Genomic DNA, 25,420 nt, shown 5'->3' with positions numbered 1-25,420 from the left:
CGAGAAGGTGAATTAGACGATACTATCGATCGATTCTTCGGATAAGTTTTGATAGCCAACAGTAGAATTAGGGTTCCACCGCAAGAAGCCGGCTGAGGACAACGCTGACTACAAACTCAAAACCTAATTTCTACCGGGCCGACTCGTGACCTCAGAAACCCGGTTTCTTGCTAAATTTCTAGTGACTTGTCGCAAAACTTGTAGAAACCGGGTTTCTTGCCTGTGGACGTGGGCCGTAAAACTGTCCGAAGTATTGATTCATTAATTTTAAAGTTTTTTATCGTTTCCGGGCGCAACTTGAGAAACTATCTAGGATAGTTGTCAGCAGTCTGAAGGCAGAAAGCTTGATGTAAAAGCCCTATTACGAAGGCGAGAATTTGCTTTTTTGCGTTGCGCGTCTAAAATTATACCTTCTACCGAGCTATTTTTGCGTTTGAGGGAACTGGCATGGGCTATTTTTTGTGGGATTGAACTATTTGCCAATTTTAAATATGTCAGCGCAATTCTGGCGGTTGTATCCTAAAAAGTAATTTGTGGAGGTGGTAGAAGTATGGCAAAGATTCTGGCGATCGTCGCGGATACTGTGACTTTTCAAGTTGTCCAAGAGTTACTCGGCCAAGAGGGACATCAGGTGAGAGTCGTTCCCGACGACAAGGAGGGTTTAGAATTGGCGAGGGAATTGTCCCCGGATGCGATAATTTGCGACGGGACTTCGCCTCAAATCAACTTTTTGGAGGTGTGCCGGCTGGTGAAAGCCGATTCCCTACGGGATAGCTTCGCTTCACGAGAATTGACGGCAGCCTATTTTATTCTGCTGACAACACCCGAGCAATTTGAAGAAGTTCAAGAATTGGATGCGCCCTTTGACGATTTTCTGTTTAAACCGATAGTTAAGCAGGAATTATTGGCGCGGGTGCGGGCGTCTAAGCGATCGCGCGAGTTGAGGGCGCGGTTGGAGTTCACCCAGCAAGAATTGGATCTGTCGCGCGATCGAATGCTGCAAACTGAAAAAATGTCTAGTTTGGGCGAATTGGTGTCTGGGATAGCCCACGAAATTAACAACCCAATTACTTTTATTTACAGCAATCTAACTCACGTTCAAAGCTACGCTACCGATTTAATAGAACTGCTGCGATTGTATCAAAAAGAGCTAGTCGAGCCCGGAGCGGAAATTCTGCAAAAACAACAAGATATGGATGTGGAATTCGTACTTGATGATTTATTAAAAATTGTGAGTTCCATGCGTACCGGGAGCGATCGCATCCGCCAAATCATCTTGTCGCTACAGGATTTTTCCCGCAGCGATCGATCGGGCTGGCAGTTATTCGATGTTTCCGACGGTTTAGAAAATACTCTGCTGTTGTTGCAGCACCGCTTGCCGGCTCGCGAGGGAAGGCGAGACATCAAGGTGATGAAAGAATTCGGCAACTTGCCACAGATTGAGTGTTATGCAGGTCTGCTCAATCAAGCTTTTCTCAATATTATCAATCACGAGATCGATGCTTTGGAAGAGTTGAGTCAAGAGTTGGAGGACTCGGAATATGTCAAGTTTAAGCCTGTGATTTTGATTAGCACTCAGGTGGTTGATGCTCAGCGGATTTCTATTGAAATTGGTGATAACGGGATGGCAATCAGCAAAGAGATCGCACCGCAAATTACTGACCCATTGTTGGTTGCAAAACCTGCGGAACAAACCATCGCCTTGGGACTTGAACTCAGCTATCGGATAATTGTAGAGCAGCACAAAGGAGAGTTAAAGTGTTTTTCTGAACCGGGTAAAGGTACTAGATTTAGGATAGAACTTCCGCTGCGGCACAGTTAATTAATAGTATTTAACGTTGGATGGGGCTGGTTTTTAAGATTGTTGGTGAACCGGCCCCTAAAAATGGTGTGAAATATTTGTCAATTCAGTTCGCCAATTAGCCGAGAATTGACCAAGAATTTCTTAATGGTACAAGCCCCCGGCTCGATCCGTGGAATCAATCCTTGCATCTGGAATCTCAAATCCTCAAGCCCCCGACTCGATCCGTGGGGTCAATCCAAAATCTAAAATCTAAAATCTAAAATCGAATGACTTCGCTGCTAATTTTGTACTCGCACTGCTGTTGCAGCGGACACTCGCCGCAGCGGGGGTTTCTTGCAGTGCAAACTGCCGCCCCAAAGTCCAGCATTCCTAGATTCCACTGCCCGACTTGCTGTTTGGGAGCAACTCGTTCTGCGGCTTCCCAAAGTTGGGGCGAGCGCGATTTTACCTTACCGCCGTCAATCCCAAAAAAACGCTGCAAAATCCGAGCAACATTCGTATCGAGCACCGCTTTTGGCTGTCCGAAAGCATTAGCGCAAACCGATCGCGCAATGTACTTGCCAACTCCGGGAAGTTCCAGCAACTGAGCTTCCGTGCGGGGAACGTTTCCCTGATAATTTTCTAGGATAACCAGCACCGATTCCCGCAGCTTTTGCGCCCTAAAAAAAAGACCCAAAGGCTGCAACAAACTAGCAACTTCCTCCGCAGGCGCGGCCGCTAGATCCGAGAGAGTCGGATATCGACCGACAAATTCTTGATAAATCGGAGCCACTGTAGCGGCAGTAGTTTTTTGCAGCAGGAACTCAGCCACTAAAATCGCGTAGGGGTCGCAGGTACGCCGCCAAGGAAAATCACGGAAATTTTGCTCGGCCCAAGCTTTCAGGCGACGGCGGAACCACCGGACTTTCCCTGCGTTCAAATGCTTTAACCCAGGCTCGAAATCAGAATCAAAAACAACGGCATTTAAGGCAGGCATTTGATTTGTATTTTTGAGAATTTGCCAAATGTATACTTATATAATAGCACATTTAAATAATGTGTGAAATTCTCTTTTTATGCTTTTTTTCTTTCTGCGTACTCTGCGTACTCTGCGGTTAATAAAAAAATCTTATTAACCACCAGCCAGACCCCGAAACCTCGAAAAAAAGTTGATTTCAAATATTTGAAAAATGTAAAATTTTGTATATTAAAGAACAAAAGTGCCAGAGAATAGACGATAGTTGATATTCAACAGATTTCTTTCGATAGTCCGAAAAAAAATTTTTAATCAGGTAATAAAATGGTAGTAGCAGCACCTGTTCAATCCGGCAGTCAGTCGATTTTTAAACCTCGCTACGAAAACTTTATCGGCGGCCAGTGGGTGTCACCGGTGAAAGGGAAATACTCGGAAAACCTTTCTCCAATTACAGGAAAATCAATTTGTCAAGTCCCGCGATCGAGCGCCGAGGATGTAGAATTGGCACTAGATGCCGCCCACGCCGCGAAAGACAAGTGGGGCAAGACTTCCCCAGCCGATAGGGCGCGGGTTTTACACAAAATTGCCGATCGCATCGAAGAAAACCTCGATCGCCTCGCCATCGCCGAAACCTGGGAAAACGGTAAACCAATTCGCGAAACCCGCGCCGCAGACATACCGCTGGCGATCGACCATTTCCGCTACTTCGCAAGCTGCATCCGAGCTCAAGAAGGCTCGATCGGCGAACTCGACGGAACAACAGTCGCCTACCACTTCCACGAACCCCTAGGCGTCATCGGACAAATCATCCCCTGGAACTTCCCGATATTAATGGCCGCCTGGAAACTCGCCCCAGCCCTCGCCGCCGGCAACTGCGTCGTCCTCAAACCAGCAGGCCCCACCCCCGCGTCAATCTTGGTACTGATGGAAATCATCGCCGACTTAGTACCAGACGGCGCAATCAACGTCATTAACGGGCCCGGCGCCGAAATCGGCAAAACCCTCGCCACCAGTCCCCGGATTGCCAAAGTCGCCTTCACCGGCGAAACCACCACCGGCAGGCTAATCATGCAATACGCCTCCCAAAATGTCATCCCCGTCACCCTAGAATTAGGTGGCAAATCCCCCAACATTTTCTTTGAAGATATCTGCGCCCAAGACGACGAATTTCTCGACAAAGCAGTCGAAGGATTAGTCATGTTTGCCTTCAACCAAGGCGAAGTGTGCACCTGTCCTTCCCGCGCCTTAATTCAGGAGTCAATCTACGATCGATTCATGGAAAGGGCGATCGATCGCATCCGCCAAATCAAACAAGACAACCCCCTAGATCCGACAACAGCCCTCGGCGCGCAAGTCTCCATCAACCAGATGGAAAAAATCGCCGAATACGTGAAAATCGGTCGCGCCGAAGGCGCAGAATGCCTGATTGGCGGCGAAAGAAACATCTTATCCGGCGACTTGCAATACGGGTATTATTTCCAGCCGACAGTCTTCAAAGGAAACAACAAAATGCGAATTTTCCAAGAAGAAATCTTCGGCCCAGTATTAGCAGTCACCACCTTCAAAGACGAAGCCGAAGCATTAGAAATTGCCAACGATACTCTCTACGGTTTAGGTGCAGGAGTTTGGACTCGCGACATCAACACCGCCTACCGCATCGGCCGCGCCGTTCAAGCCGGCCGCGTGTGGACCAACTGCTATCACCTCTATCCCGCCCACGCAGCATTCGGCGGCTACAAATCATCGGGAATCGGCCGCGAAAATCACAAAATGATGTTAGATCACTACCAGCAAACTAAGAATTTGCTGGTCAGCTACAGCCCCAAAGCTTTAGGTTTTTTCTAAGGTTTTAGTCATTGGGAAGGAAGAAAGAAGAAAGACAAACTTCAAGGATTCGTCAACTCCTTCTTTCTCTCTTTCTTCTCTTTCTCTGCGTTCTCTGCGCCCTCTGCGGTTCATAAAAAAAATCTCATTCATAAACCAAATAAAATTGTTACACAAACAGACTGCAATGGAAACTGCAAAAGTTACCGCAACAGAATCCGCTTTAAAATTAATTAACCATCTCAAAAGTCAACACGGAGAATTGATGTTTCACCAATCCGGCGGCTGCTGCGACGGTAGTTCCCCCATGTGCTTTCCCGATGGCGAATTGATAATCGGTGATGGTGACGTATTGCTGGGCGAAATAGGCGGTTGTCCCTTTTATATTGCAGCACCGCAATACAAATATTGGCAGCACACGCAGTTAATTATAGACGTGGCATCGGGGCCCGGAGGCAGCGATTTTTCCCTGGAAGGGCCCGATGGAGAGCGTTTTATTACTCGTTCTCGCTTGTTTGTTAATGCTGATTAACTCTGTTTATCCTTAACTTGGCTTCAGTTTATCTAAAAACATGAATTTGCTTAAGCCTGAAACCCGGATTCTTTCATGAGAGCGAAAAAACCTATTTTTATTTAAGTTTTTATCTAAGTTTCTCGCGCGGGCTAACGACGACTAATTTTCTGACGAGGGCCAACGCATCTTATTTTTAGAATACTTAGTGGACAAAGGTTTCAGCCATTATTTGAGTTTAGTGGCCCAAAATTAAACCCCTGATAGCGTAAAGCTTTCAGGATTTAGAGGCGTTGGCCCTGATTTGCTGACTAATTTCACGGCTAGTGCGTTGATATTCGTGCACAATCGGTAATCTTTCAGCTTGAAAATTTGCCAGAGCTTCTGCCATATTAGCACTAGACATGAGATGTCGTGATAAAGACAAACCATCTTCCCAACCTGAAGTCATACCTCTAGCGCGTGTCGGACTTTTGGCGTGAGCCGCGTCACCAATTAGGATAACACGGCCATCATATAATTGAGGCAGGGGATCAATGTCATAGGAATAACGACAGACAATATTTTCCAAAGGGGTTGACTCAATCACATTTCGCGCATCCTCTGGGAGTTTTGCCAATTCTTGGGGAGGAATAATGATATTAGTTGGTTGTAGCGTGCCTACTTCAAAATCGGCCAGATCCTTTTCCAGAAAGAAACCCCAATGAGTACGATTTGCACCAAGATTAACGAAATTGGCATAAATTCCTCGTTCGCGTACATAAAGCAAATAGTTTCCTTCTGGACAGAAGTTATTATCTGTTACAATTGCTCGCCATACTAGATCACCTAAATAACACAATTCTACACCCGGAACCACAAATTGACGAACCTTAGAAACTATTCCATCGGCACCAACTAACAGATCGCCTTCCCATTTACTGCCATCTTTAAAGTGTGCGATCGCGCTATGCTCGGTTTGGGCGATCGACAATAATTCAGCATTAAAACGAATAGTGTCAGGGGGTAACTCCTCCAGGAGTGCTTCTAAAATAGCTTTGCGGTGTACCAGCATTCCTGGGAGTTCATTTTCCTCATAGGTGACGGGTTCAGAATTGATGACATCGCCGCGGAGGTTGCGAAACTCGAATAATTTAACCGGAGCGCCTGAGTTAATAATTTTCTGGCTAATTTGAGGGTTTCCTTGATGCAGCGCTTCCATACCTGCTTGTACGATCAGGATACCACAGCCATCGGTGCGCGGATGGGGTGCTTTTTCAAACAAGTCCACTTGAAACCCTTGTTGAATCAGCAGAATTGCTAGATAAGCTCCTGATGTTCCTGCGCCGATAATACCTATCCTACTCTGGGACGAAACCATTTGTGCTTCTCCTGATTTAAGATTGCCGATCGCTTCTCAACTATTATTGTAATTAAGGAAAATCTAATTTGCGCGATCGCCCAATTGCGGATTTAGTTTATGTTGATAGCGACAGGTTTCAAGCTGCCGCTAAAATCAGTATCTAAGCTGATGCAAGATTAATGTTTAATTGATGACTTCAAAATTCACGCACTCAAAACTTAAGACTACTTTAAGCTTGAGTATTTTTAATGAGAGCCACTTCAATTTTGTCACCAGCCTTTTGACTCACTTGTGCGCGCAAACCTGGCCCAAAAAAAGTAGCTATTTTGTCTTGCTTTTCTTCCCAGACTTCGATCGGCATTAGCGGCGAATAAAACTCTAGAATTAACCCATAAGCACCGTCAGCATCAACTTCCCGCAACCCTTGCAGCACTGGCCGTTCCTCGTCTGTCGGGGCTAGGCCCAAGCGCTCCAAAGCATCATCTAAGTGCGCGGGTTGGCCGTAGCGAAATCGGGTGACATCATTGCGGACTTGGTTCTGAGTATCTGTGGCCTGACTTTCTCGCAGCAGGAGAACTTCAGGAGAAGTCGGTTCGGTGAACTCTACCGGTTCGAGTTCGGCAGCTTTCAAGGCCAAACCTCCCAGCAACAGCGGAATTCCATAAAAAAAACCGGCTAGGTTCAGGGTAGGTCTGTCTGTGAAGTAGGCTCCGAACCCGACTGCTGCTATAATACCGCCCACAACTAAGGCTAGGTTTGCTAAAGAAATTTTACGTAACATATTAGTGAGGTAAGTAGTCGGACAGAAATAATATACTTTAATTATTATCTGTCAAAAAGTCTTGAATAAATTTAGTTTTTTTGCCAAAAGACCTGCAAAAACTGCTAGTATCTATGAGCGCGGGAGCGGTGTGCATCCACAGTATTGTCTCTAGCTTCAGAAACTTATCCGGCCGGACTCGCCCGGGCGCGCCATCGGTAAATATCCGTGTTAATTGCGCGGCGTTGGTTCCAGAAGGCAATCGAGATCGGCAGTATCATCAAAGTATACAGAGTGGCGATCGCGATCGACCCTCTTGCCCTTTCAACCACTTTTGGGACATGATTAAAGACGAAGACAAACAAACTGCTGGAGCAAACAAGTCTGTTCTAGAACAGATTAACTCGCTCAAACGGGAAGATGAAAGGCTTTATAATATCTTAGCCATAGATGTCTGGGCCCTAGCCAAGACAATGGATGAATATCAACCGGGATTTTGGTCTGCTTTTATGAAAAACCGGGAGAAGGCCCTGAAGCGATTTTTAGCTGGAATGATGAAAAATAAACCAGCAGATACAAAACGTCCGCCTTTCCTGCGGTAAAATTTGGCTGAAGTTTGGCTGAAGTTTTGATGTACAATCAAACTATAACACAGACCAAAAAACCCTGAGCGCGTTCATCACTTCCCAGATAAAAACAGTGAAGAATTTGCCCAAAAAGGTAGGTCTGTGAATTAAGAATCTCCGTCTGTTCGCAGGGGGAATGTCAAATATTTTTGTTAATAGTAGCAAAGGCAAAAAACCATGGATGCACAAACAATCAAAGAGCGCGTAGCACAGATCGAGAGCAAGCGGGAATCCCTCGTGCGGCTGTTAGATCGATCGGACTTGGGAGCCCTGAGAATAGATGTGAGTCAGGCGATCGAAGAAATTGACGATCTCTTAGAAGAATTCAAGCGTACTTTTAACAGTTAAGCAGTCAGCAGTCATTAGTCATTAGCATCAGTTGTTAGCTAAGCGGCCGCGTATTTAATTTGGATAGTTAGGTTACTAAAAATCTTGTGGGTGGCCCGGAAAGCCCGCCCTCACAGTAAAAATTAAATGCACACTTAATAGCTAACAATAACCTACAACTGCTAACTGCAAATTTGACTGATGACTAATGATATCGTTTTCGGTTGCATCGGAATGATACCGAGGACACGGCAGTGCCGTGTCCCTACAATTAATTGGGTAGGGACACGGCACTGCCGTGTCCTCTATAATCATGTCGCTCGTGCAACCGGAAACGATATCAACATTCAACAGTCAACAATCATTCTCGTGCAACCGGAATTGATATCATTCCGATGCTACCGGAAACGATATGACTCATGATTAATAACTAATTCATCACCATGTCCATCAAAATTTGCTGAGAGCTCACTTCCGGGCAATTAGCAGGCGGCCGCCGCTGAGAGTAGTGGCCTCCCGGCTGCAAATCCCAAGCTTGGCGGTTGTCAGCCAGCATTACCCCCAAAATTTCTTGCAATTCCTTAGCAATTGTCGGGTCTTCCACCTGAACTATGGCCTCAACCCGTCTGGTGAGATTGCGCTGCATCCAGTCAGCAGAACCAATATACACCTCTTCGTCGCCACCGTTGAAAAAATAAAACATCCGAGAATGCTCTAAAAAGCGGCCGATAATACTGATAACTCTGATATTTTCGCTAACACCTTCAACGCCGGGACGCAAACAGCAAATCCCCCGAATAATCAAATCAATTTTAACTCCCGCTTGCGAAGCTTCGTACAAAGCAACAATGATTTGAGGGTCAACTAAAGCGTTCATTTTAGCGACAATCCGGCCGCAGCTACCGGTGCCGCCTTCGGCTTGCAAGCGGCAGAATTCTGCCTCGCGGCGGATTAAAGCTAAAAATCGATCGCGCATATTGACCGGCGCTACCAATAATTTGCGATAAGATACCTGCCGCGAATAACCAGTCAAATAATTAAACAAATCCGTCAAATCCAATCCCAAATCCTCGCGACAACTCAACAAACCCACATCGGTATACAGTCCTGCTGTTTTGGGATTGTAATTGCCGGTGCCGATGTGGACGTAGCGGCGGATGTAATCGTCCTCGCGACGCACTACCATCACAATTTTGGTGTGGGTTTTGAGTCCCACCAAACCGTAAACTACGTGGACTCCCGCTTGTTCTAACTTGCGAGCCCAATTAATATTATTTTCTTCGTCAAACCTAGCTTTGAGCTCTACTAAAACCGCTACCTGCTTGCCGTTTTCCGCTGCTTGAATTAAGGCGCTGACGATCGGCGAATCTCCAGAAGTGCGGTATAAAGTCATCTTAATCGCTAACACGGAGCGATCGTGCGCCGCCTCAGTAATAAACCGCTGTACCGTCGCCGCAAACGAGTGATAAGGATGGTGCAGCATCAAATCCCCCTGGCGGATGGCGGTGAAAATATCCTCGCCCTCGTCAGCATCCAACATCAATTTGCCTAAAATCATTGGCGATTCCGAGTTCCGCAAACGGGGCGGCACAACCGGAGTCCAAGGCGGGTCTTTCAGTTCCGGCACCGGCAGCCCCACAAAAGACATCAAATCCTTGAGGCCTAGCAGCCCCTCTACGACGTAAACATCTTGCTCGCCGAGATCTAGCTCCTCCATCAGCATATCTCGCAGCGCAGGCGGCATAATCGCTTGAATTTCCATCCGCACCGCAGAACCTCCAAACCGGCGCTTGCGGAGTTCCTGTTCTATTGCCAGCAGCAAATCCTCCGCCTCATCTTCCTCCACCGTCAAATCGGAATTGCGAGTAATGCGGAACGGGTGATATTCCTGAATGTCCATCCCCGGAAACAAAGCTTCTAAATTGTGGGCAATCACCTGTTCTAAAGGCACGCCAGTCCAAACCGGAGATTTGCCCCTCTGCTGCCACTGCAAATCCCCCGGTAGCGGCAAAAACCTCGGCAAAACCTGGGGGACTTTGACGCGGGCAAATAATTCTTCCCGCGTGTCGGGGTCTCTGACTACTACTGCTAAATTGAGGCTGAGATTGGAAAGGTAGGGGAATGGGTGGCTGGGGTCAACTGCTAGGGGAGTGAGTACGGGAAATACTTGTTCTTTGAAGTAGCGGTGCAAGTAATTGCGCTGTTCTTGATTGAGGTCAATGTAGTCGAGAATGTAGATTTCGCTTGCTGCTAGTTTCGGCCGCAGGGTTTGCTCAAAATACGAGTGCTGCTGAGTAACCATCGGCAAAAGCCGTTTGTTAAGGGCATCTAGCTGTTGTTGGGGCGTGCGGCCGTCGGAGGTTAATTTGCTGACTTTGGCGTGTACTTGCTGTTTGAGGGCGCCCACGCGCACCATAAAATATTCGTCTAGGTTGGAGCTAAAAATAGCGAGAAATTTGAGTCTTTCTAGGAGGGGCGTGCGGGGGTCGAGGGCTTCGTGGAGCACGCGGTTGTTGAATTCTAGCCAGCTTTGTTCTCGGTTGAAGTAATATTGAGGATCGCTGAGGTTGATTTCAGTGTATGTTTTGGCGGGGGTCTTTTTTGGCTTGGGCATGGTTTGGGGGAGTCTTTGGGAGGCTCGATCGATGGCATCTCTAGAAATATTATTGTAGGTTAAAGGATTTGTGCGCATCTGCTTTTGGTCGATCGCTACGGCATTAGAATTTAGGCAAAACCTTCAACTATTTTTCGAGGATGATCACGAAATCCTCAATCATCACATCAAAAGTTCGAGCCAGCTTGTGAACTGCTGCAAAGTCAACCATTGCCATCCCCTGAGAACGGGCATAATTGCTAATCGTACTGTAGCCGACGCCCGATCGCTCCGCAACCTCTTTGAGCGTCCATCCCTTCTCGGCAGCCAACTCTCGAACCCGCAATCTGACTAAGCCTTTGCTCATATGCACTATTTACAAAATTTTGGATTTAGTATAATATATCAAAAAGCGATCGCCCCGGTCATTCGATTTTAGATTTTAGATTTTAGATTTTAGATTGACTCTAAAAATGAATCTGGGAGCTTGAACGTTGGTCGAAAATTTTGCGCCTCTCATGGCAGAAGTCTGGGCTTGTCTCCGTTTTGTGGCGGAGTCAACGAAACTAAAGACGAGCGCCAGTTAAAATTAATCCCGACAGATTATTTCTGTCGATCGCACTTAGCAGAGATAGATTTAGCTACCACCACCAGATGCAACTACAATGATATCAGAAAATCAGTTAAGATCGTCAGAGATCGGCGCATCAAAAATTATTCACAAATCGTCGATCGTCAATCCGCGATCGAGATTTGTCACCGAAGAAACAGTAGCACTCCTGTTCAACATATCACCCGAACAGATATACCGGATCGAATGCTGCCACAACGTGGTGTACGTTCACGCCAAAGGCCTCAGTCGATTTGTCAGCTACGCCGATTTTCCGCCAATCTTAGAAGTAAAACCGCCCTGCGATCGAGATTTTGTCGCCTGGTACAAACGCTGGAAACGGACACAAGCACCAGAATTTTGGACTAAATTCTATACATACAACTTCAAAACGGCTGTTTCAGTTGACAGCTTGCTTGAGTGGGGTAAATTAGTAGCTACAGTTAAATCGGTAATTTCTGCCTCAGCGCTGCAACAGCTACGAGATGTTTACGCTCAAGAAAAAGCATTGATGGAGAATTTTTAAACAGTTTTCAAGCGTAAGGTGAACACGGAGCACCTTACGCTGAGGAGTGCGATCCTCTTCGAGGGCTGCGCTAACGAATGATTTGTATCATGGTAGACGTTGGCGATCGACAATAAACAAGATTTATTCATAATCACTGGTTAACAAAAGAGATTTTGAGCTACCGTTTTGATCCGGGTGAATTGGCGGCGGATGATTTGATAGAATGAGGATGGAGCGTTATGTGTTAATTTTTGTGAGTTTTGAGTAAAAATATTGATGTGAGACCTGTTATGAAAGATGAATTTTTTTTTGAAGAATTTGCATTTCTCCTGGTTAAGTATCAAGCAACTAATAAAGCCAATAAATATCGGGGCGTCCCTCTTTCTAGTATATGTTGGACGTTGAGAGGACTTCTGAATATGCGTACTGAAGGAGTGAACCTGACTTCAGACGAACTTCTTTTTCTAAAAGAATGGGGATGGATAATGGAGCTTTCACCCTCCAATCCTCTTTATAAAATTCTTAAGAAGGTTGACTCAGGTCAGCAACTGAGTAAACAAGAAAGGATGGCTTTGGAACGAGAGCAACAAGAAGTAAAGCTTATTTGGAAACGAGAGCAGCAACGAGAGCAACAACAACAAAGGGAACGAGAGCAACAAGAAAAAAAGCTGGTTTTGGCACGAGAGCAACAAGAAAAAAAGCTGGCTTTGGCACGAGAGCAACAAGAAAAAAAGCTGGCTTTGGCATCAGAGCAACAAGAAAAAATAAATAAAGAGAGGCACTTGGCTGAACTAGCGACAAAATACCGAGTCAGTAGCTCGTATTCATCGATCTCTAATCGTCTGTATGACCTTCTTTGCCAAATTGATAGAGGAAATCAACTGAGTGATTCAGAGGTGATATGGATGAAAGTGAATCGGTTTTATGAACCGATAGAAATTTCTCGCAAAATGCAGCACTTTGCTGGACTGAAGTTTATGTACAAAGCTACTAAAAATCAGGATTCATTACCCTCTAGCAATCTCTATAAAATCCTAAAACGAATTGAGAACAACCAGCCACTCAGCCCTAAAGATGGTGAATGGTTAAAACAGCAAGAACTATCAGAAACATTTGCTATTTTTGAGGAACGAAAAGTCTTACAACAAACAGTATTTTCTCACCTCAAGAATAAGTATCAAGCAACTAAACACCCGGATTCATCTGTCTCTAGTCCCCTCTATCAAATTCTGAAAAAGCTGGATACGGATAAGCAGTTGAGCTTGTCAGATATTAATTGGCTAGAAGAGCATCAACTTAGCGAAACGCTTGGCATTGTTGTAGAAATTGAAAATAATCGGCACTTTGCTGAACTGAAGATTAAGTATAAAGCTTCCCAATATGAGGATTCTTCCCTCTCTAGCCATCTGTATAAAGTTCTTAAAAAAATTGATTCAGCAAGTCAGCTAGGTGAGCAAGATATTAACTTTCTGAAAAAGCGCAAGCTGACTGAGACAATTACTGTTGCTATTGACAAATATGCTGCTAGTCTGAAGTCCAAAATCAAATCGGGAGAGCAGTTGAGTGAGGCTGATATTGATTGGGCGAAACAGAATGGACGTGAGGATGTCATTACTTTTCCCCAAGAAAGGGAATTTGCTGCTCTGAAGTCCAAATATGATGTCTCGAACTATAAAGATAAATCACCTTCGAGTCCGTTGTACGCAATTCTGCAAAAGCTTGATAAAGGAGATCGAATTGAGGAGATAGATGTAGCTTGGCTGGAGGAGAATAAACTTGAAGCACCTCAACCTAGCTATAGCTATTATGGGTGGCAGGAAGAGCGCCGATATCAAGGGCAGAAACTGTTCTCTGGCAAGATTTGGACTGCTTACCACAAAAACGAAGCAACTTTCTACGAACAGGAGTACCAGCGCACTGGAAATAAATGGAACTTGCCTAATGCGAGCAGTCATTGGCGCAAGGCGGATAAACCTAGAAGTGCATTGAAGCTGACGGAAAATCTAGACTTCAATCAAATAAAAGAAAATAAACTCAAGTCAGCATTACTAACAACTAGGGGCGGTGCTTTCCGAGATATCGATAAATTAGATGATGCACAAAAGTGCGCTCTAAAAGCGATTGAGTATCAGCCTCAGAGTCATCATCCTTACACTTTAATGGGAGCTATTTGTTTTGAGCGGGGCCAATTCTTAGAGGGTGAGCGTTGGTTTAATGAGGCAATTAAACGCGGTGCTTCTCCCAGAGATCAGGATGCAGAAATGAAGCGGGTTGTCAAAAATGCCAAGGATGAGAATAAACGGCGGGAAGTGATAAACTATCTGCTGGAGAAAGATTCCAGACGGTATGCTTGGGCTAACTCTTATCTAAAGCAGTCAAAAAACAAAGCTAAGTGATATCAATTCCGATTGCACTCCTTATGATACGGAGGACACGGTAATGCCGTTTCCCTACCCAGATTAATTGTAGGGAAACGGCATTGCCGTGTCCTGACTTTGGTTGGTAATATTAATTCTCTCCCTTTACCTTCCAATCCCCACATATTGGAAACCAGCCGCTTCTAAAGCCTTCTTGTCTAAGAAATTGCGGCCATCAATCATCACCGGATGATTCATCAACTTCGCCATTTTATCGTAATCTAAATTACGAAACTGTTCCCAGTCAGTCACCAACACCAAAGCATCGCAACCGTCGGCCAGTCTTTCCGGATCGGTTTCTACCAAAACTCCCGACAAACCGTGACGCATCCCAGTTTGAGAAACAATCGGATCGTAAGCTTTAACTTTCGCTCCCAATCGGTTCAAACTCTCGATTAAATTCAGCGAAGGAGCATCCCGCAAATCGTCAGTATCCGGCTTGAAAGTCAAACCCAAAAGTCCGACTGTTTTACCTTTGAGAATCTTCAAAACGTGCTGTAACTTTTCAATAGCAATGAACCGCTGGCGTTGGTTAACTTCCACCGCCGCTTTCAGCAAATGCGCCTCGTAGCCGTAATCGTCAGCAGTGTGAACTAAAGCCGAGACATCTTTGGGAAAACAAGAACCGCCCCAACCAATGCCAGCTTGCAGAAACTTGTTGCCAATCCGCGAATCTAAGCCGATACCTCGGGCAACTTGACTAACATCTGCACCGACACGATCGCAAATATTAGCAACTTCATTAATAAAGCTAATCTTAGTAGCCAAAAAAGCATTAGCTGCGTACTTAATCATCTCCGCTGAACTGATATCAGTCATCACCACAGGAACCTCCGGCAAAGACGGATTTTCTGCAAACTTGCGATCGACAATCGGCCGGTATAACTGTAGCATCATATCCATCGCCCGCCGAGAGTTGCTGCCGAGAACAATGCGATCGGGATTAAAAGTATCGAAAACAGCACAGCCCTCGCGCAAAAATTCCGGGTTGCTAACCACATCAAATTGAACACCAGTTTTTGCTGCTACTTCCTCACCAGTAGCCCCGTCACCGGTTTGAGGTTTTTGACGTTCTGCTAAACCATCTAGTACAATTCTTCGCACCCAATCCCCCGAACCGATGGGAACTGTCGATTTGTTTACGATTACTTTATAATCGCCGTCGAGGTGAGCTCCAATTCCGCGAGCAACCGCTTCCACGTAGCGAGTATCGCTTTCCCCAGTAGGCAAAGGAGGCGTCCCCACGGCAATGAATAAAATGTCCCCGTGAGCAACTCCTGCTGCTAAATCTGAAGTAAATTCTAGATTGCCCGACGCAGATGCAGAGGACATTAATTCAGACAGTCCTGGTTCAAAAATAGGGGACTGTCCAGACTTCATTAATTTAACTTTTTCTTCGTTGTTGTCTACGCAAATCACGTGGTGGCCGATGTGAGCCAAACAAGTGCCGGTGACTAAGCCAACATATCCTGTACCGATGACACAAACTTGCATAGAAATCTCCTCAAAGCTAGTAAACAGTTGACAGTTGACAGTTGACAGTTGACAGTTGACAGTTGACAGTTGTTATTAGTCAGAGGGCAGAGGGCAGATTGAGGAAGGAAGAGGGAAGAAGGAAGAAGTAAGAAGTAAAAATTCTCCCCCTCTCCCACTCTCCCACTCTCCCCCTCTCCCACTCTCCCCCTCTCCCACTCTCCCCCTCTCCCTGTCTCTACTTTTGGTTTCCCTCAATGCGATCGCGAAAATCCTTTATAGTCAACTCTAAACCTCGATCCAGGGGCACAGTTGGCTCCCACCCCAACCAAGTCTTAGCACGAGTAATATCCGGTTGTCGCTGTTTTGGATCGTCTTCCGGCAGCGGTTTAAAGATAATTTCTGCCCCTGGATTAATCGTATTTTGAATTTTTTGTGCCAGTTCCAAAATAGTGTATTCGCCGGGATTCCCCAAATTCATCGGCCCGATTTTGTCGCTATTCATCAAACGAATAAATCCTTCCACCAAATCAGAAACGTAGCAGAAACTCCGGGTTTGGGAACCGTCGCCGTATACTGTCAGCGGTTGATTTCGCAAAGCTTGGGCAATAAAATTGCTCACTACTCTGCCGTCATTTTCCAACATCCGGGGGCCGTAGGTATTATGACAGCAAACGCAGTAAGTACCGCCTACAAAATTCTCTCCGTCGGGAACAGAAAAGTCGTATACATCCTCATCGATTTCAAACTCTTCTATGGCTTTAACTCTTGCCCAAGCTAAATCCCCTGTGATTTTAGCTTGCAGTTTTTGTTTGGCATTAGCAAGATTGAGAATGCTGTACTCGTCCAACCCTTGAACCGTTATCCGGTAAGACTTGTATTTTTTGCTGTCTCCTTTTCGGACTGTTGTCTCGAATTCTGACACACTTCCAACTATCCCGAATTTAGCTAGAATTAGCACCAGTTTTTCAATAATTTTTTGGCTGGAACTGTTAAACACTAGCAGCGAACCCGTTGTTTTCGCGTCGTGATTCCCGTCGCCTTCCCAGAAACCGTGTAAAAAGTTAACTAACTGTTCTTTGGGAAGTTGCAAAATCCAATTGGGTATATCTTTTTGGGTGCTTAATTCTTTGCCAAAGCCCAAAATATTAACAACTAGATCGACAATTATTTTTGACCTGACGTTAACCGATGGCGCTCTTTTCTCCTCTTCGTCAAATCGGATTTCACACTCGCAGCCAAATAATTCTCGCGTCACCCGGATCAGCTTTTCCAGATATTTGCCATTTGAGCTAAATACGAGCTGGCGGTCTTTTTCTGTATGAACCAAACAGCCTTCTGCTAAGTAAAATCCCAAAAACCACAGGAAATCACTGACATTTTTGATGTAATTGTTGATTGCTTTGACGGATTGATAGCCAGCTATTTTGTCTTTTTTTGTCAAAGGTAATCCCAATTCTTGCCAAAGTTGCCAGGGAATTTTGTTGCCTGCTTCGTATTTTTTTAGGGTGCTGAAGTATTGGCTATTGCTGATTCCTTTTCGAGCGAAATATCCATATATCTGCTCTCGGAATTTTTCTAAGTATGCGATCGCATCCTCGCTGATTACCCACAGCCCTGGTGCATTAACTTTATCGCTGATGTAAAAAGGTTCCAAGGGACGATCGATAAAAGGAATGTAACTGGGAACAGCTACATCATCCCCAACCTTTAAGTCTTTGCCAAATACGGCTTGAGGCAACCCTTGGCTGTCGCGAGTAAACAAACTGTGGTCTTCAGTAATTTTTACTTGTTTGCCCCAGGTTGTTGCAATTTTATACCCTTTCTTCGTCACTTTGTGTTTCCAAATTGCCGAAATAGGTTTTAAGCCCATTTTTCCCTGTTCGTCAAAGCAAGGAACTGAAACATTTGATATGTCACCTCCGATCCGGCTGTAGCATTCCTCAAATGTTTCGTAATAAAGTCGATCTCCTTTGTAATAGAGAACTTTTTGATCGCCTGTCAAACTGTTAAAAATTCGCACAACTCGAATGTCTACCCCATTTTGACGGTGGTAATCAAACGATAAGGTTTCAGCTACTCGCTTCCCTTCGTCATAACAACTGCGAATTCCGATACAATTAACGTTGCCGCGATAATCTTCTGTTTGTGGATGTACGTCAGGATCTCCGTACACTTCGGAAGTGGAAGCGAGAAAAAATCTTGCTTTCACCCGTTTGGCCAATCCCAACATATTCATCGTGCCGATGACGTTTGTTTTAATGGTCTTGACAGGGTTGTACTGGTAGTGTATTGGAGAAGCGGGACAAGCCAGATGGTAAATCTGATCTACCTCTAACCGAATCGGTTCCGTGATGTCGTGGCGGATCAGCTCAAAGTACGGGTTGTCCAGCCATTTGAGGATATTGCGTTTAGTCCCGGTGTAAAAATTATCCAGGCAGACTACCTCATGTCCTTGGGCCATTAAGCGATCGATTAGGTGAGAACCGAGGAAACCTGCACCGCCTGTGACTAAAATTCTCATTGTGGAAACTGCCGTTCTGTTTAGGGGTAGGACTGTGGTACAAAAATTCAGTCGATCGAATGAAACTTGCTAATAGAATAACAAAATTGCGATCGACAATGTAAACACTTATGCGTCACCTGCATAAAATCTTTAATTAACTTAGCATTTTCAAATATATTGAAGTGAGTACGTGCGATCGTACATCTAATCTGGAAACTTTTATTTAATGTTTGATATTTCCGGGAAAATACTGTTGACAATAATTCTGTTTTAAGTTAATGATTATTGGTTGTTTATTATGGGATTGCATCTGTGTTTAGTTATCTAAGGAATTACGCATAAATACCCAAGAAACCGGGTTTTTCACGATGGTTAAAGCGTCAAATGAAGTATTTCCGTAAACGACCCGGTTTCTCAAGGCTAAAAAGCAGTATCGCTGTCTGGTCTTGGTGGAATCTCAGCAGCAGTTAAAGTCACGATTTTACCGTCACGCCAGATACTAATTGATTGTCCTAGTCTGCGGTGTTTTTCAAGTGCTTCGGCGATGGCTGCTTTGACACCTGCGTCAATTTTTTCATATAACTTACAGAGTTCTTGTTCAGTCATTTAATTCGTCGATAATTTGATACCAAGTTTGTTTTTCATAAATGATTGGTTCACCCTGAGCGTTTTTTCGAGCTACTAAGAGGAGAGCCGGACTAGAATTATTATAAACTATCCAGCTATCGCACAAGGACAGATATAATGAAGTTAAGTTTCTGCGTCCGCGATCGTACCGCCTGCGGATGACATCTTCTGGGATAGAATGTCCGCCACTTTCCACCCTGCGTTGCACCCGTTCAATTGCGAGTTCTGGAGATTGCAGCCAAAAGTAAATTAAGTTGATTGTGTAGCCTTTGGTTTTACAGTTGCTCAAGAATCGAGCAAAGTTACGAGCTGCTAAAGTTGTCTCGAAGGCGAAATCCGTACCAGAGTCTGATAAAGTTCGCAATCTTTGTATCATTAAGCGTCCTGCGAGGATGGCGACTGACTCTGGATTGAATTGGGACATTCCGGCGGCGATCGCATCTGCATTTACATATTCAAAACATTCTAAAAAGTCAGGTAACAATCTCAGGGAAACTGTCGTTTTACCTGAACCGTTAGGGCCGCCAATAATGTAAATATTTGGCATAATTGTAGTTCAACTTTTACTCAAAGTTTTATAACTCAAATTCAATGTTTATGGATACCGTCCTTGATTAATCAAAACTTGACGCTCAAGTATGCGATTTGGAGCATTGAGTTTGAGTAATCTTGCAGTAGCTTGACCCATCTGAGTGATGCCTTCTATTCTGGCATCATTAAGAACAAAATGTTCGTCCCATACCAGACGGCGTGGATTAAACAAAGGGACAATTTCGTCATTAATTGGGTCTATAGTAGCTAGATCGGAACCTTTATAGCGGTTACAAGATAAACAAGAAAGAGCGAGATTCTCAGCACGAGTTTGACCCCCATGTTTTAAGGCAATGATATGGTCTACTTCATGGCTGTAGATTGAAACATCTTGATGAATCCGGCAATATTCACAGTGTCCTGAAGCTCTTTCAATAACTAATCTGCGGAGTTCGGCAGGAATTAAACTAGAAGTCATTTATCAAATCGCTGAATAGGCTCTTGCTTTTAGTAAAATCATCAAATGTTCTAGCTGCTCGTAAACATCTAATTCTGCTATTTCCATTGAATTTAGGGTCGATTCGCGGTTTTTATCAAGCAAAGTTTGGAGGCGTGTTTGAGCCTGTTGTGAAACCTTAAAATTAACAATGTCTTGTGGAATTGGACTCTTTATCAAAAAGTCAAGAACTTCTTGATAAACTGTAGGAATATCGGCCGTCTGAGTTGGGATTTCCGGCTCAATAGTTGTGGGCTTTTTAGTGAGTTCTAGAAGTTGCCAAAGCAATTCTGGCAAGCGATTTTGCAGAGGTTCTAGACGTTGAGCCAGTTCGTCGGGAATTTGAAGGGTAATTGTTGCCATGTTTTTTAGTGACTGACGCTCTCATTGAATAGTAGCACAAGAGAAGTACGATCGCCCTTTTGTGAGAAATGCAGTGTGCGATCGCCCCGCGAGATAGGGTAAAGGTGCGATCGCCCTTCCTGATTTTAGTCGCTTCACCCTACCAATCTGTTGATTTGTGGCAAAATTTTAGTTAGCGTTGTTATCGTTGATGTCTAGATTTTCTATTGAGAGTTCTGAAGGTAGCGGTACAGTTATTTGTAGGTATACACCAATTTTTATTTGATTGTTTTCAAAAGTTATATTAGTTACATTGACTTTACTATTTTCAGATAAACCGTCTTGAATAGGGAATTTAGCCGGTGGCTTAGTTTTATATCCAGCATCCTCAAGCCATTCAGCAATATTTCTCCAGTTTTCTATCTTTTCAATGCCTTTACCCACAAAGGCTTTAACGTATTTATAAATAGTGGCACACAGGTCAGTTTCAACACCCTTGGGATTCTTTTGCAGCTTTTCGGCGATTTCAGCGGGACTGAAGCCACAAAGCAACCCCCGCAGATGCAGCTTTTCTACGGGGGTGAGAGGCTTTCCCTTAACGGCGGCCAAGTCCGAGTACAGAGTTTTTAAGTCCCAGCGGCTTTCTGCCTCGACGAAGCGATCGTTTGTGGATGCCATAGATGGGTGTCTCTAAATTTCCTGATGGAATTCTAACATAACTCCTGATGTATGTCAGGTTATTACCAGACTCAGCTAGCGTATGATAAGTGAATGCCGAAGCGCAAGTAATGCAATTTACCAGTCAAAACCTTTGTGGGAGAGTTTTTGAGCCGTCACTGACTACAGTTAGCGACCTGACAGGGAGTAAGGCTGAACTTTGGTAAATTTCTCACTTTGACTCTAGTATCGGGTACTGCCGGTAATTTTTTTAATTTATTTTCTGGTTTTTGCATAATTTTCGGGATTTGCCCCTGATAAATAAATGGGAGGCAGCAATGCGCCTTCTGCGGACTGAGTTCTGTGTGAGTGCGATCGGCCAAAGCTTTGCTATGCAAAACTTTTGCTTGTGTAATCAATAGCTGATTTTTGCATAAAAGTTAGGGCGATCGCTTGCGAAAGAAAAATTTCAATAAACAGGTAAAAGATGTATAAAACCCATCTTTTTAACCTGCTTTCACCAGTTTAGACAAAGTAAATTTGAGGTAAGAATAAAACTATGGCATTAACACCTGATAGTCAATCTGACTTGTTACGTTTGGTTGGAGACAATAGCTCGGAATCGATCCCCCTGTCACCCTTACAACTGGGACCTTTTCCCGATGGCCTGTGGGTACTTGACGGTAACGATACGGTGCAGGGAGTCGCTGATGAGCAGGCGATTCTAGGAAATAAAGGTCAAGATCGGGTCGCAGGTGGAGCTGGGAATGATTCCCTCAGAGGTGGTAGAGATAACGATCACCTGTTTGGTGAAGATGGGAATGATACTTTGTCGGGCGATCGCGGTGCTGACTCTCTCACAGGTGGCGGAGGAGCAGATGTATTTATCGTACAGCAAAACAGAGATGGTTCAGATGTTATTACTGACTACCAAGATGGAGCCGACAAGCTTCTATTAAATGGAAGCTTAAATTTTAACAATCTTACTATCAGCAATAATGGGGGCAACACAGTCATTGCGGATAAAACAACTGGTCAAGTTTTGACAGTATTGCAAGGAATTAACAACAGCACAATAGATGCCAGTGATTTTTTAGTTCAAGGGAATCCCACTTTAGCATTTAGCGCTGCTGAATTTAGCGGCGTTGAGGACGGTACGCCAATAGTTGCTGTCACTGTAACGCGCATCGGCAGCAGCGTTGGAGAAGTCAGTGCAACAGTGAATCTGACTAACGGCACTGCAACTGCTCCACAAGATTATGACAACAGTCAAATCGTTGTTAACTTTGCCGATGGGCAAATCAAAAAGGCCGTAGCTATTCCTATTACTGACGACAGCTTGCCCGAAGGCAATGAGTCAGTCAGCTTGAGCCTGAGCAACCCTACAGGTGGTGCAGCGATCGGCTCTCAAAACAGTGCAATTTTAACAATTGTTGACGACGAAGTACCCGGTACTTTAGATTTTGCTGCCGCAGAATTTAGCGTTCTGGAAGTAGACATCCCCATTTTAACGGTGACTGTAAGCCGAAGCGGTGGAAGTTTTGGAGAAGTGAGCGCTACAATTAACTTGACTGACGGTACTGCCACTGCATCTCAGGATTATATAAATACTCCTATTGCGGTCAACTTTGCCGATGGAGAACTAGAAAAAACGGTAGCTATTCCCATCCTTGATGATGACTTGAGAGAAGGACTTGAAACAGTTAATTTGACTTTAGCTAATCCGACAGGCGGAGCGGCGATCGGTACTCAAAAGACTGCCACTCTCAAAATTGTAGACAATGAAGTGAGCAGCATAATATCCAGCAGACCCGGAACAGTGGTGAACCCGGAAACCGTTGATGTGTTTCTTGTACCTGATGACGAACTAACTATACCGATAACTGTTACAGTTCCTGGGGAGTCTGCTCCTGAAGTCACTGCTGCATCTATTTTTCCGAAACCAAGCAGTGCTTCCACTTCGCGAACAGCCGCTCAGGTACAGCAGCCATCAACCCAGCTTCCACTTGATGTTTTCCTCCTTCAAGATCTTTCGGAGTCGTTTCAAGATGACATACAAACAGTGCGGGAGCTGATCCCCAATCTAGTCAGCTCTTTGACAGAGGAGCAATCTGATACTAGATTTGGTGTTGGTTCATTTGTTGATAAGCCAGTTGGTGATTTAGGCGATGTTGGTGATTACGTCTACCGCACCGATTTACCACTAACTACAGATCCAGCCGCGCCACAGTCAGTCATAGGCGATTTCACTATCCTGTCCGGTGACGATGGTCCTGAAGCACAACTGGAAGCTCTACTGCAAACGGCTCGCCACACTACTCAAATTGGCTTCCGAGACAACACGCGGCGCGTTGTCGTAGTCGCTACAGACGCTTCATTTCACGAAGCTGGCGATGGCATCGTGGCAGACATTACGACACCCAATAATCTTGATGCTATTCTTGACGGCAATCCGCCAGGAACAGGGGAAGACTATCCGGCTATTGAGGATGTCCGTCAAGCCTTGCTTCGCGCCAATATCGTGCCAATTTTTGCAGTTACAAGCGATCAAATTGACACTTACGAAAACTTGGTTAGTGAATTAGGATTTGGTGCAGTCACAGAATTGAGTACCGACAGTTCCAACTTGATAGAGGCGATTAATCAAGGATTAGAAAGTGTTGCAAGTCAGATTAACGTCCTTCCTATTCAGGATAATGCTGGCTTTATTGCGGGAATTTCACAAGATAAGTTTACTGGTTTATCGCCTGGAGAGAGTCGAACCACTGAGGTAACTTTGCGGAAACCAGACGGTACTCCAGCTAATGACACTGTTGATATAGGCATTCCTGGTTTCGGCAATCCTAAAATTAATGTCACAACGGGTTTAGAAGGGCCTTATGCAAGCATTCCAGTTCAATCTAACGATCCCAGTTATTTGCAGAATCTCAAATTTGTAAAAACTGTTACAGGGGGCGATCCAAGAGGTCAAGTGTTACTTGATGCAGTAAAAGAGCGTCCCAGTGAACGAAAAGTAGGTTTCAAGGAAATTAACAACCCAGTTAATCCCAATCAAACCTGGGTAGTTACGCATGGTTGGAATGATAGCTCTGACGATCAACCTGACAATCAGGAGGAACTCGCAAAACTACAAGATAAAATTAGGCTGGGAGAAATCAAACCCATTGACGATTCAAAAGCTGAAGATGTAAAGATAAATCGCGGGGATCTGCACGACATAGCAGAAGCGATCAAGAAGGAAAGACCCAATGACAGAGTATTGCTTCTTGACTGGAGAGAAGCATCCAATAATACTGCACCTTTCAGTCCCGGTAGTTTTGGGGAGAGCGGAGGTATAGGTAACTGGTTCGCTGGTAGCTGGATTTCCTCTGTGGCTGAATATGCTGTTAAAATTTTAAGGGATGAATATGGCATTGATGTTCAAAAAGCTTTAGAAAGCCTTAATTTAGTTGGTCACAGCCTTGGTTCGCTACTCAGTAGTGAAATTGGTCGAATTTACAAAACAGGTAAAAACCGCAGATCGGAAGATGTAATAACACCTAACAACACTGGTGTGAGAACTATTACAGCACTCGATCCGGCTTCAGAATCTAATTTATTCCTGGTCGGCGGGTATGATTTTGATGCAAGCAATCCTGGTAAAGACGCATTTGAGGGATTTGCTGCCACATCTAAATTTTCCAGAGCCTTTGTTGGTTCAGGTAGCTTTGCAGGAAATCAAGACTTTGCTGCTACAGCACAGGAATCATTTCAAATTGATTTTGGTAATCGTTTGTTAAGGTCAGTTGATGTTGGTGATGAACACGGTTGGGTTGTACAAACCTTTACCAACCTAGTTGACGAACCTGATAAAATAGGTTCTTTATTCGGAATTAAGGCTTATGAATCAATCGATGACTTACCCATCAATAACTTTGGCACTTTGGAAATACGCGATAATCGCCATGAAGGAATTCTTTTTGTACCCGATCCTCAGCCAACAGATGCTAAATCTGATAATCTTTCAACATTGAAACCAAGTTTCCTGATTAGTCGAGCCAAAGACAACCAAGATAACGACATAGTTATCGCCACTTCTAGGAACGACGAAATAGATGGTGCTGACGGGATAAATCGGGGATTAGGTGAGAGTCGTTACACCGGCTCCGGTGATGATAAGTTTGTTGGAGAAAGCGGTAACGACAAACTTGTTGGGGATAGTGGAAATGACACACTGATCGGGGGGTCAGGTGACGATGTGTTAGAAGGTGATGGCAGTCTCAATGCTTCCGGTGATGACATACTAATCGGTGGGCCTGGTAAAGACACATTGAAGGGTGGCAGTGGGGCTGATAAGTTCGTGTTTGAGAGGGGTGACGGTAACTCTAATAAAGACCAAGCTGATTTTATTACACCAGCTTTTGCAGGATTAGCAAGTTTTGAGGTTGGCAAAGATAAAACCCACATTCCGCAGATATTCAAGCAGATTTCATTTCAAAGAAATTCAGAATTGCCAAAACCTCAAATGATTG

Annotated in this window: 19 protein-coding genes and 3 pseudogenes; 8 read left to right on the top strand and 14 right to left on the bottom strand. The window is 44.6% G+C overall.

The window, feature by feature from the left end; translation table 11 throughout:
- Nucleotides 1–550: 550 nt before the first annotated feature.
- On the top strand, nt 551–1,822 hold the full coding sequence (locus QUA99_RS24905; RefSeq protein ID WP_333241758.1) for an ATP-binding protein: 1,272 nt from the start codon (nt 551–553) through the stop codon (nt 1,820–1,822).
- A 238-nt stretch (nt 1,823–2,060) separates the two neighbouring features.
- Here QUA99_RS24905 and QUA99_RS24900 read toward each other — a convergent pair whose 3' ends face one another.
- On the bottom strand, nt 2,061–2,780 hold the full coding sequence (locus QUA99_RS24900) for an A/G-specific adenine glycosylase (protein ID WP_333241756.1): 720 nt from the start codon (nt 2,778–2,780) through the stop codon (nt 2,061–2,063).
- 303 nt (nt 2,781–3,083) lie between these two features.
- On the opposite strand from QUA99_RS24900, the gene exaC reads away from it, so the two are divergent.
- Both exaC and QUA99_RS24890 read left to right on the top strand, forming a co-directional pair.
- The gene (gene exaC / locus QUA99_RS24895; protein ID WP_333241754.1) at nt 3,084–4,604 is read left to right on the top strand and encodes an acetaldehyde dehydrogenase ExaC; all 1,521 of its coding nucleotides are present in this window, start codon (nt 3,084–3,086) and stop codon (nt 4,602–4,604) included.
- A gap of 166 nt (nt 4,605–4,770) precedes the next feature.
- The gene (locus QUA99_RS24890; RefSeq protein ID WP_333241752.1) at nt 4,771–5,115 is read left to right on the top strand and encodes a DUF779 domain-containing protein; all 345 of its coding nucleotides are present in this window, start codon (nt 4,771–4,773) and stop codon (nt 5,113–5,115) included.
- 256 nt (nt 5,116–5,371) lie between these two features.
- Here QUA99_RS24890 and QUA99_RS24885 read toward each other — a convergent pair whose 3' ends face one another.
- Both QUA99_RS24885 and QUA99_RS24880 read right to left on the bottom strand, forming a co-directional pair.
- Nucleotides 5,372–6,454, bottom strand: coding sequence for an FAD-dependent monooxygenase (locus tag QUA99_RS24885; protein WP_333241750.1), 1,083 nt, complete (start codon nt 6,452–6,454; stop codon nt 5,372–5,374).
- Nucleotides 6,455–6,665: 211 nt separating this feature from the next.
- A complete protein-coding gene (locus tag QUA99_RS24880; protein WP_333241748.1) occupies nt 6,666–7,217 on the bottom strand; it encodes a DUF2854 domain-containing protein in 552 nt (183 codons plus the stop codon).
- Between the two features lie 80 nt (nt 7,218–7,297).
- On the opposite strand from QUA99_RS24880, the gene QUA99_RS24875 reads away from it, so the two are divergent.
- The gene (locus QUA99_RS24875) at nt 7,298–7,798 is read left to right on the top strand and encodes a hypothetical protein (protein ID WP_333241746.1); all 501 of its coding nucleotides are present in this window, start codon (nt 7,298–7,300) and stop codon (nt 7,796–7,798) included.
- Nucleotides 7,799–7,999: 201 nt separating this feature from the next.
- Nucleotides 8,000–8,170: a hypothetical protein gene (locus QUA99_RS24870; protein WP_333046052.1), complete on the top strand. Its 171-nt coding sequence runs from the start codon at nt 8,000–8,002 to the stop codon at nt 8,168–8,170.
- A gap of 409 nt (nt 8,171–8,579) precedes the next feature.
- Here QUA99_RS24870 and ppk1 read toward each other — a convergent pair whose 3' ends face one another.
- Nucleotides 8,580–10,763, bottom strand: coding sequence for a polyphosphate kinase 1 (gene ppk1, locus QUA99_RS24865; protein WP_333241769.1), 2,184 nt, complete (start codon nt 10,761–10,763; stop codon nt 8,580–8,582).
- Nucleotides 10,764–10,890: 127 nt separating this feature from the next.
- Nucleotides 10,891–11,109, bottom strand: coding sequence for a helix-turn-helix transcriptional regulator (locus tag QUA99_RS24860; protein ID WP_333241744.1), 219 nt, complete (start codon nt 11,107–11,109; stop codon nt 10,891–10,893).
- Between the two features lie 298 nt (nt 11,110–11,407).
- On the opposite strand from QUA99_RS24860, the gene QUA99_RS24855 reads away from it, so the two are divergent.
- Together QUA99_RS24855 and QUA99_RS24850 are read left to right on the top strand one after the other, a co-directional pair.
- Nucleotides 11,408–11,878: a hypothetical protein gene (locus QUA99_RS24855; protein ID WP_333241742.1), complete on the top strand. Its 471-nt coding sequence runs from the start codon at nt 11,408–11,410 to the stop codon at nt 11,876–11,878.
- Between the two features lie 272 nt (nt 11,879–12,150).
- Nucleotides 12,151–14,256, top strand: coding sequence for a hypothetical protein (locus QUA99_RS24850; protein WP_333241740.1), 2,106 nt, complete (start codon nt 12,151–12,153; stop codon nt 14,254–14,256).
- 126 nt (nt 14,257–14,382) lie between these two features.
- On the opposite strand, the gene QUA99_RS24845 is transcribed toward QUA99_RS24850, so the two are convergent.
- From QUA99_RS24845 to QUA99_RS24805, 9 genes and pseudogenes are all read right to left on the bottom strand, one after another.
- Nucleotides 14,383–15,771, bottom strand: a complete 1,389-nt coding sequence (locus QUA99_RS24845; RefSeq protein WP_333241738.1) for a UDP-glucose/GDP-mannose dehydrogenase family protein — start codon at nt 15,769–15,771, stop codon at nt 14,383–14,385.
- Nucleotides 15,772–15,988: 217 nt separating this feature from the next.
- A pseudogene (locus QUA99_RS24840) lies at nt 15,989–16,417 on the bottom strand (GDP-mannose 4,6-dehydratase); the annotation flags it as partial.
- Nucleotides 16,418–17,773 (bottom strand): annotated as a pseudogene (locus QUA99_RS24835) (LAGLIDADG family homing endonuclease); the annotation flags it as partial.
- Nucleotides 17,756–18,274, bottom strand: a pseudogene (locus QUA99_RS24830) (GDP-mannose 4,6-dehydratase); the annotation flags it as partial. The pseudogenes QUA99_RS24830 and QUA99_RS24835, both read right to left, overlap by 18 nt.
- A 402-nt stretch (nt 18,275–18,676) precedes the next feature.
- Nucleotides 18,677–18,862, bottom strand: coding sequence for a hypothetical protein (locus tag QUA99_RS24825; RefSeq protein WP_333241736.1), 186 nt, complete (start codon nt 18,860–18,862; stop codon nt 18,677–18,679).
- Complete coding sequence (locus tag QUA99_RS24820) at nt 18,855–19,430, bottom strand: zeta toxin family protein (RefSeq protein ID WP_333241734.1); 576 nt, start codon at nt 19,428–19,430, stop codon at nt 18,855–18,857. The genes QUA99_RS24825 and QUA99_RS24820 overlap by 8 nt, the downstream gene beginning before the upstream one ends.
- 48 nt (nt 19,431–19,478) lie before the next feature.
- Nucleotides 19,479–19,892: an HNH endonuclease signature motif containing protein gene (locus tag QUA99_RS24815; RefSeq protein WP_333241732.1), complete on the bottom strand. Its 414-nt coding sequence runs from the start codon at nt 19,890–19,892 to the stop codon at nt 19,479–19,481.
- A gap of 3 nt (nt 19,893–19,895) precedes the next feature.
- Nucleotides 19,896–20,273 carry a hypothetical protein gene (locus QUA99_RS24810; RefSeq protein ID WP_333241730.1) on the bottom strand — a complete coding sequence of 126 codons (378 nt, stop codon included), beginning with the start codon at nt 20,271–20,273 and terminating at the stop codon, nt 19,896–19,898.
- A gap of 168 nt (nt 20,274–20,441) precedes the next feature.
- On the bottom strand, nt 20,442–20,930 hold the full coding sequence (locus QUA99_RS24805; protein WP_333241728.1) for a helix-turn-helix domain-containing protein: 489 nt from the start codon (nt 20,928–20,930) through the stop codon (nt 20,442–20,444).
- 538 nt (nt 20,931–21,468) lie between these two features.
- On the opposite strand from QUA99_RS24805, the gene QUA99_RS24800 reads away from it, so the two are divergent.
- The coding region (locus tag QUA99_RS24800) for a Calx-beta domain-containing protein (protein WP_333241726.1) at nt 21,469–25,420 on the top strand (3,952 nt) is incomplete at its 3' end.

The sequence above is a fragment of the Microcoleus sp. F10-B2 genome (assembly GCF_036704965.1).
GTDB lineage: Bacteria > Cyanobacteriota > Cyanobacteriia > Cyanobacteriales > Microcoleaceae > Microcoleus.
The sequence above is the reverse complement of the archived record's forward strand: the minus strand, read 5'-3'. Positions and strand labels throughout refer to the sequence as shown.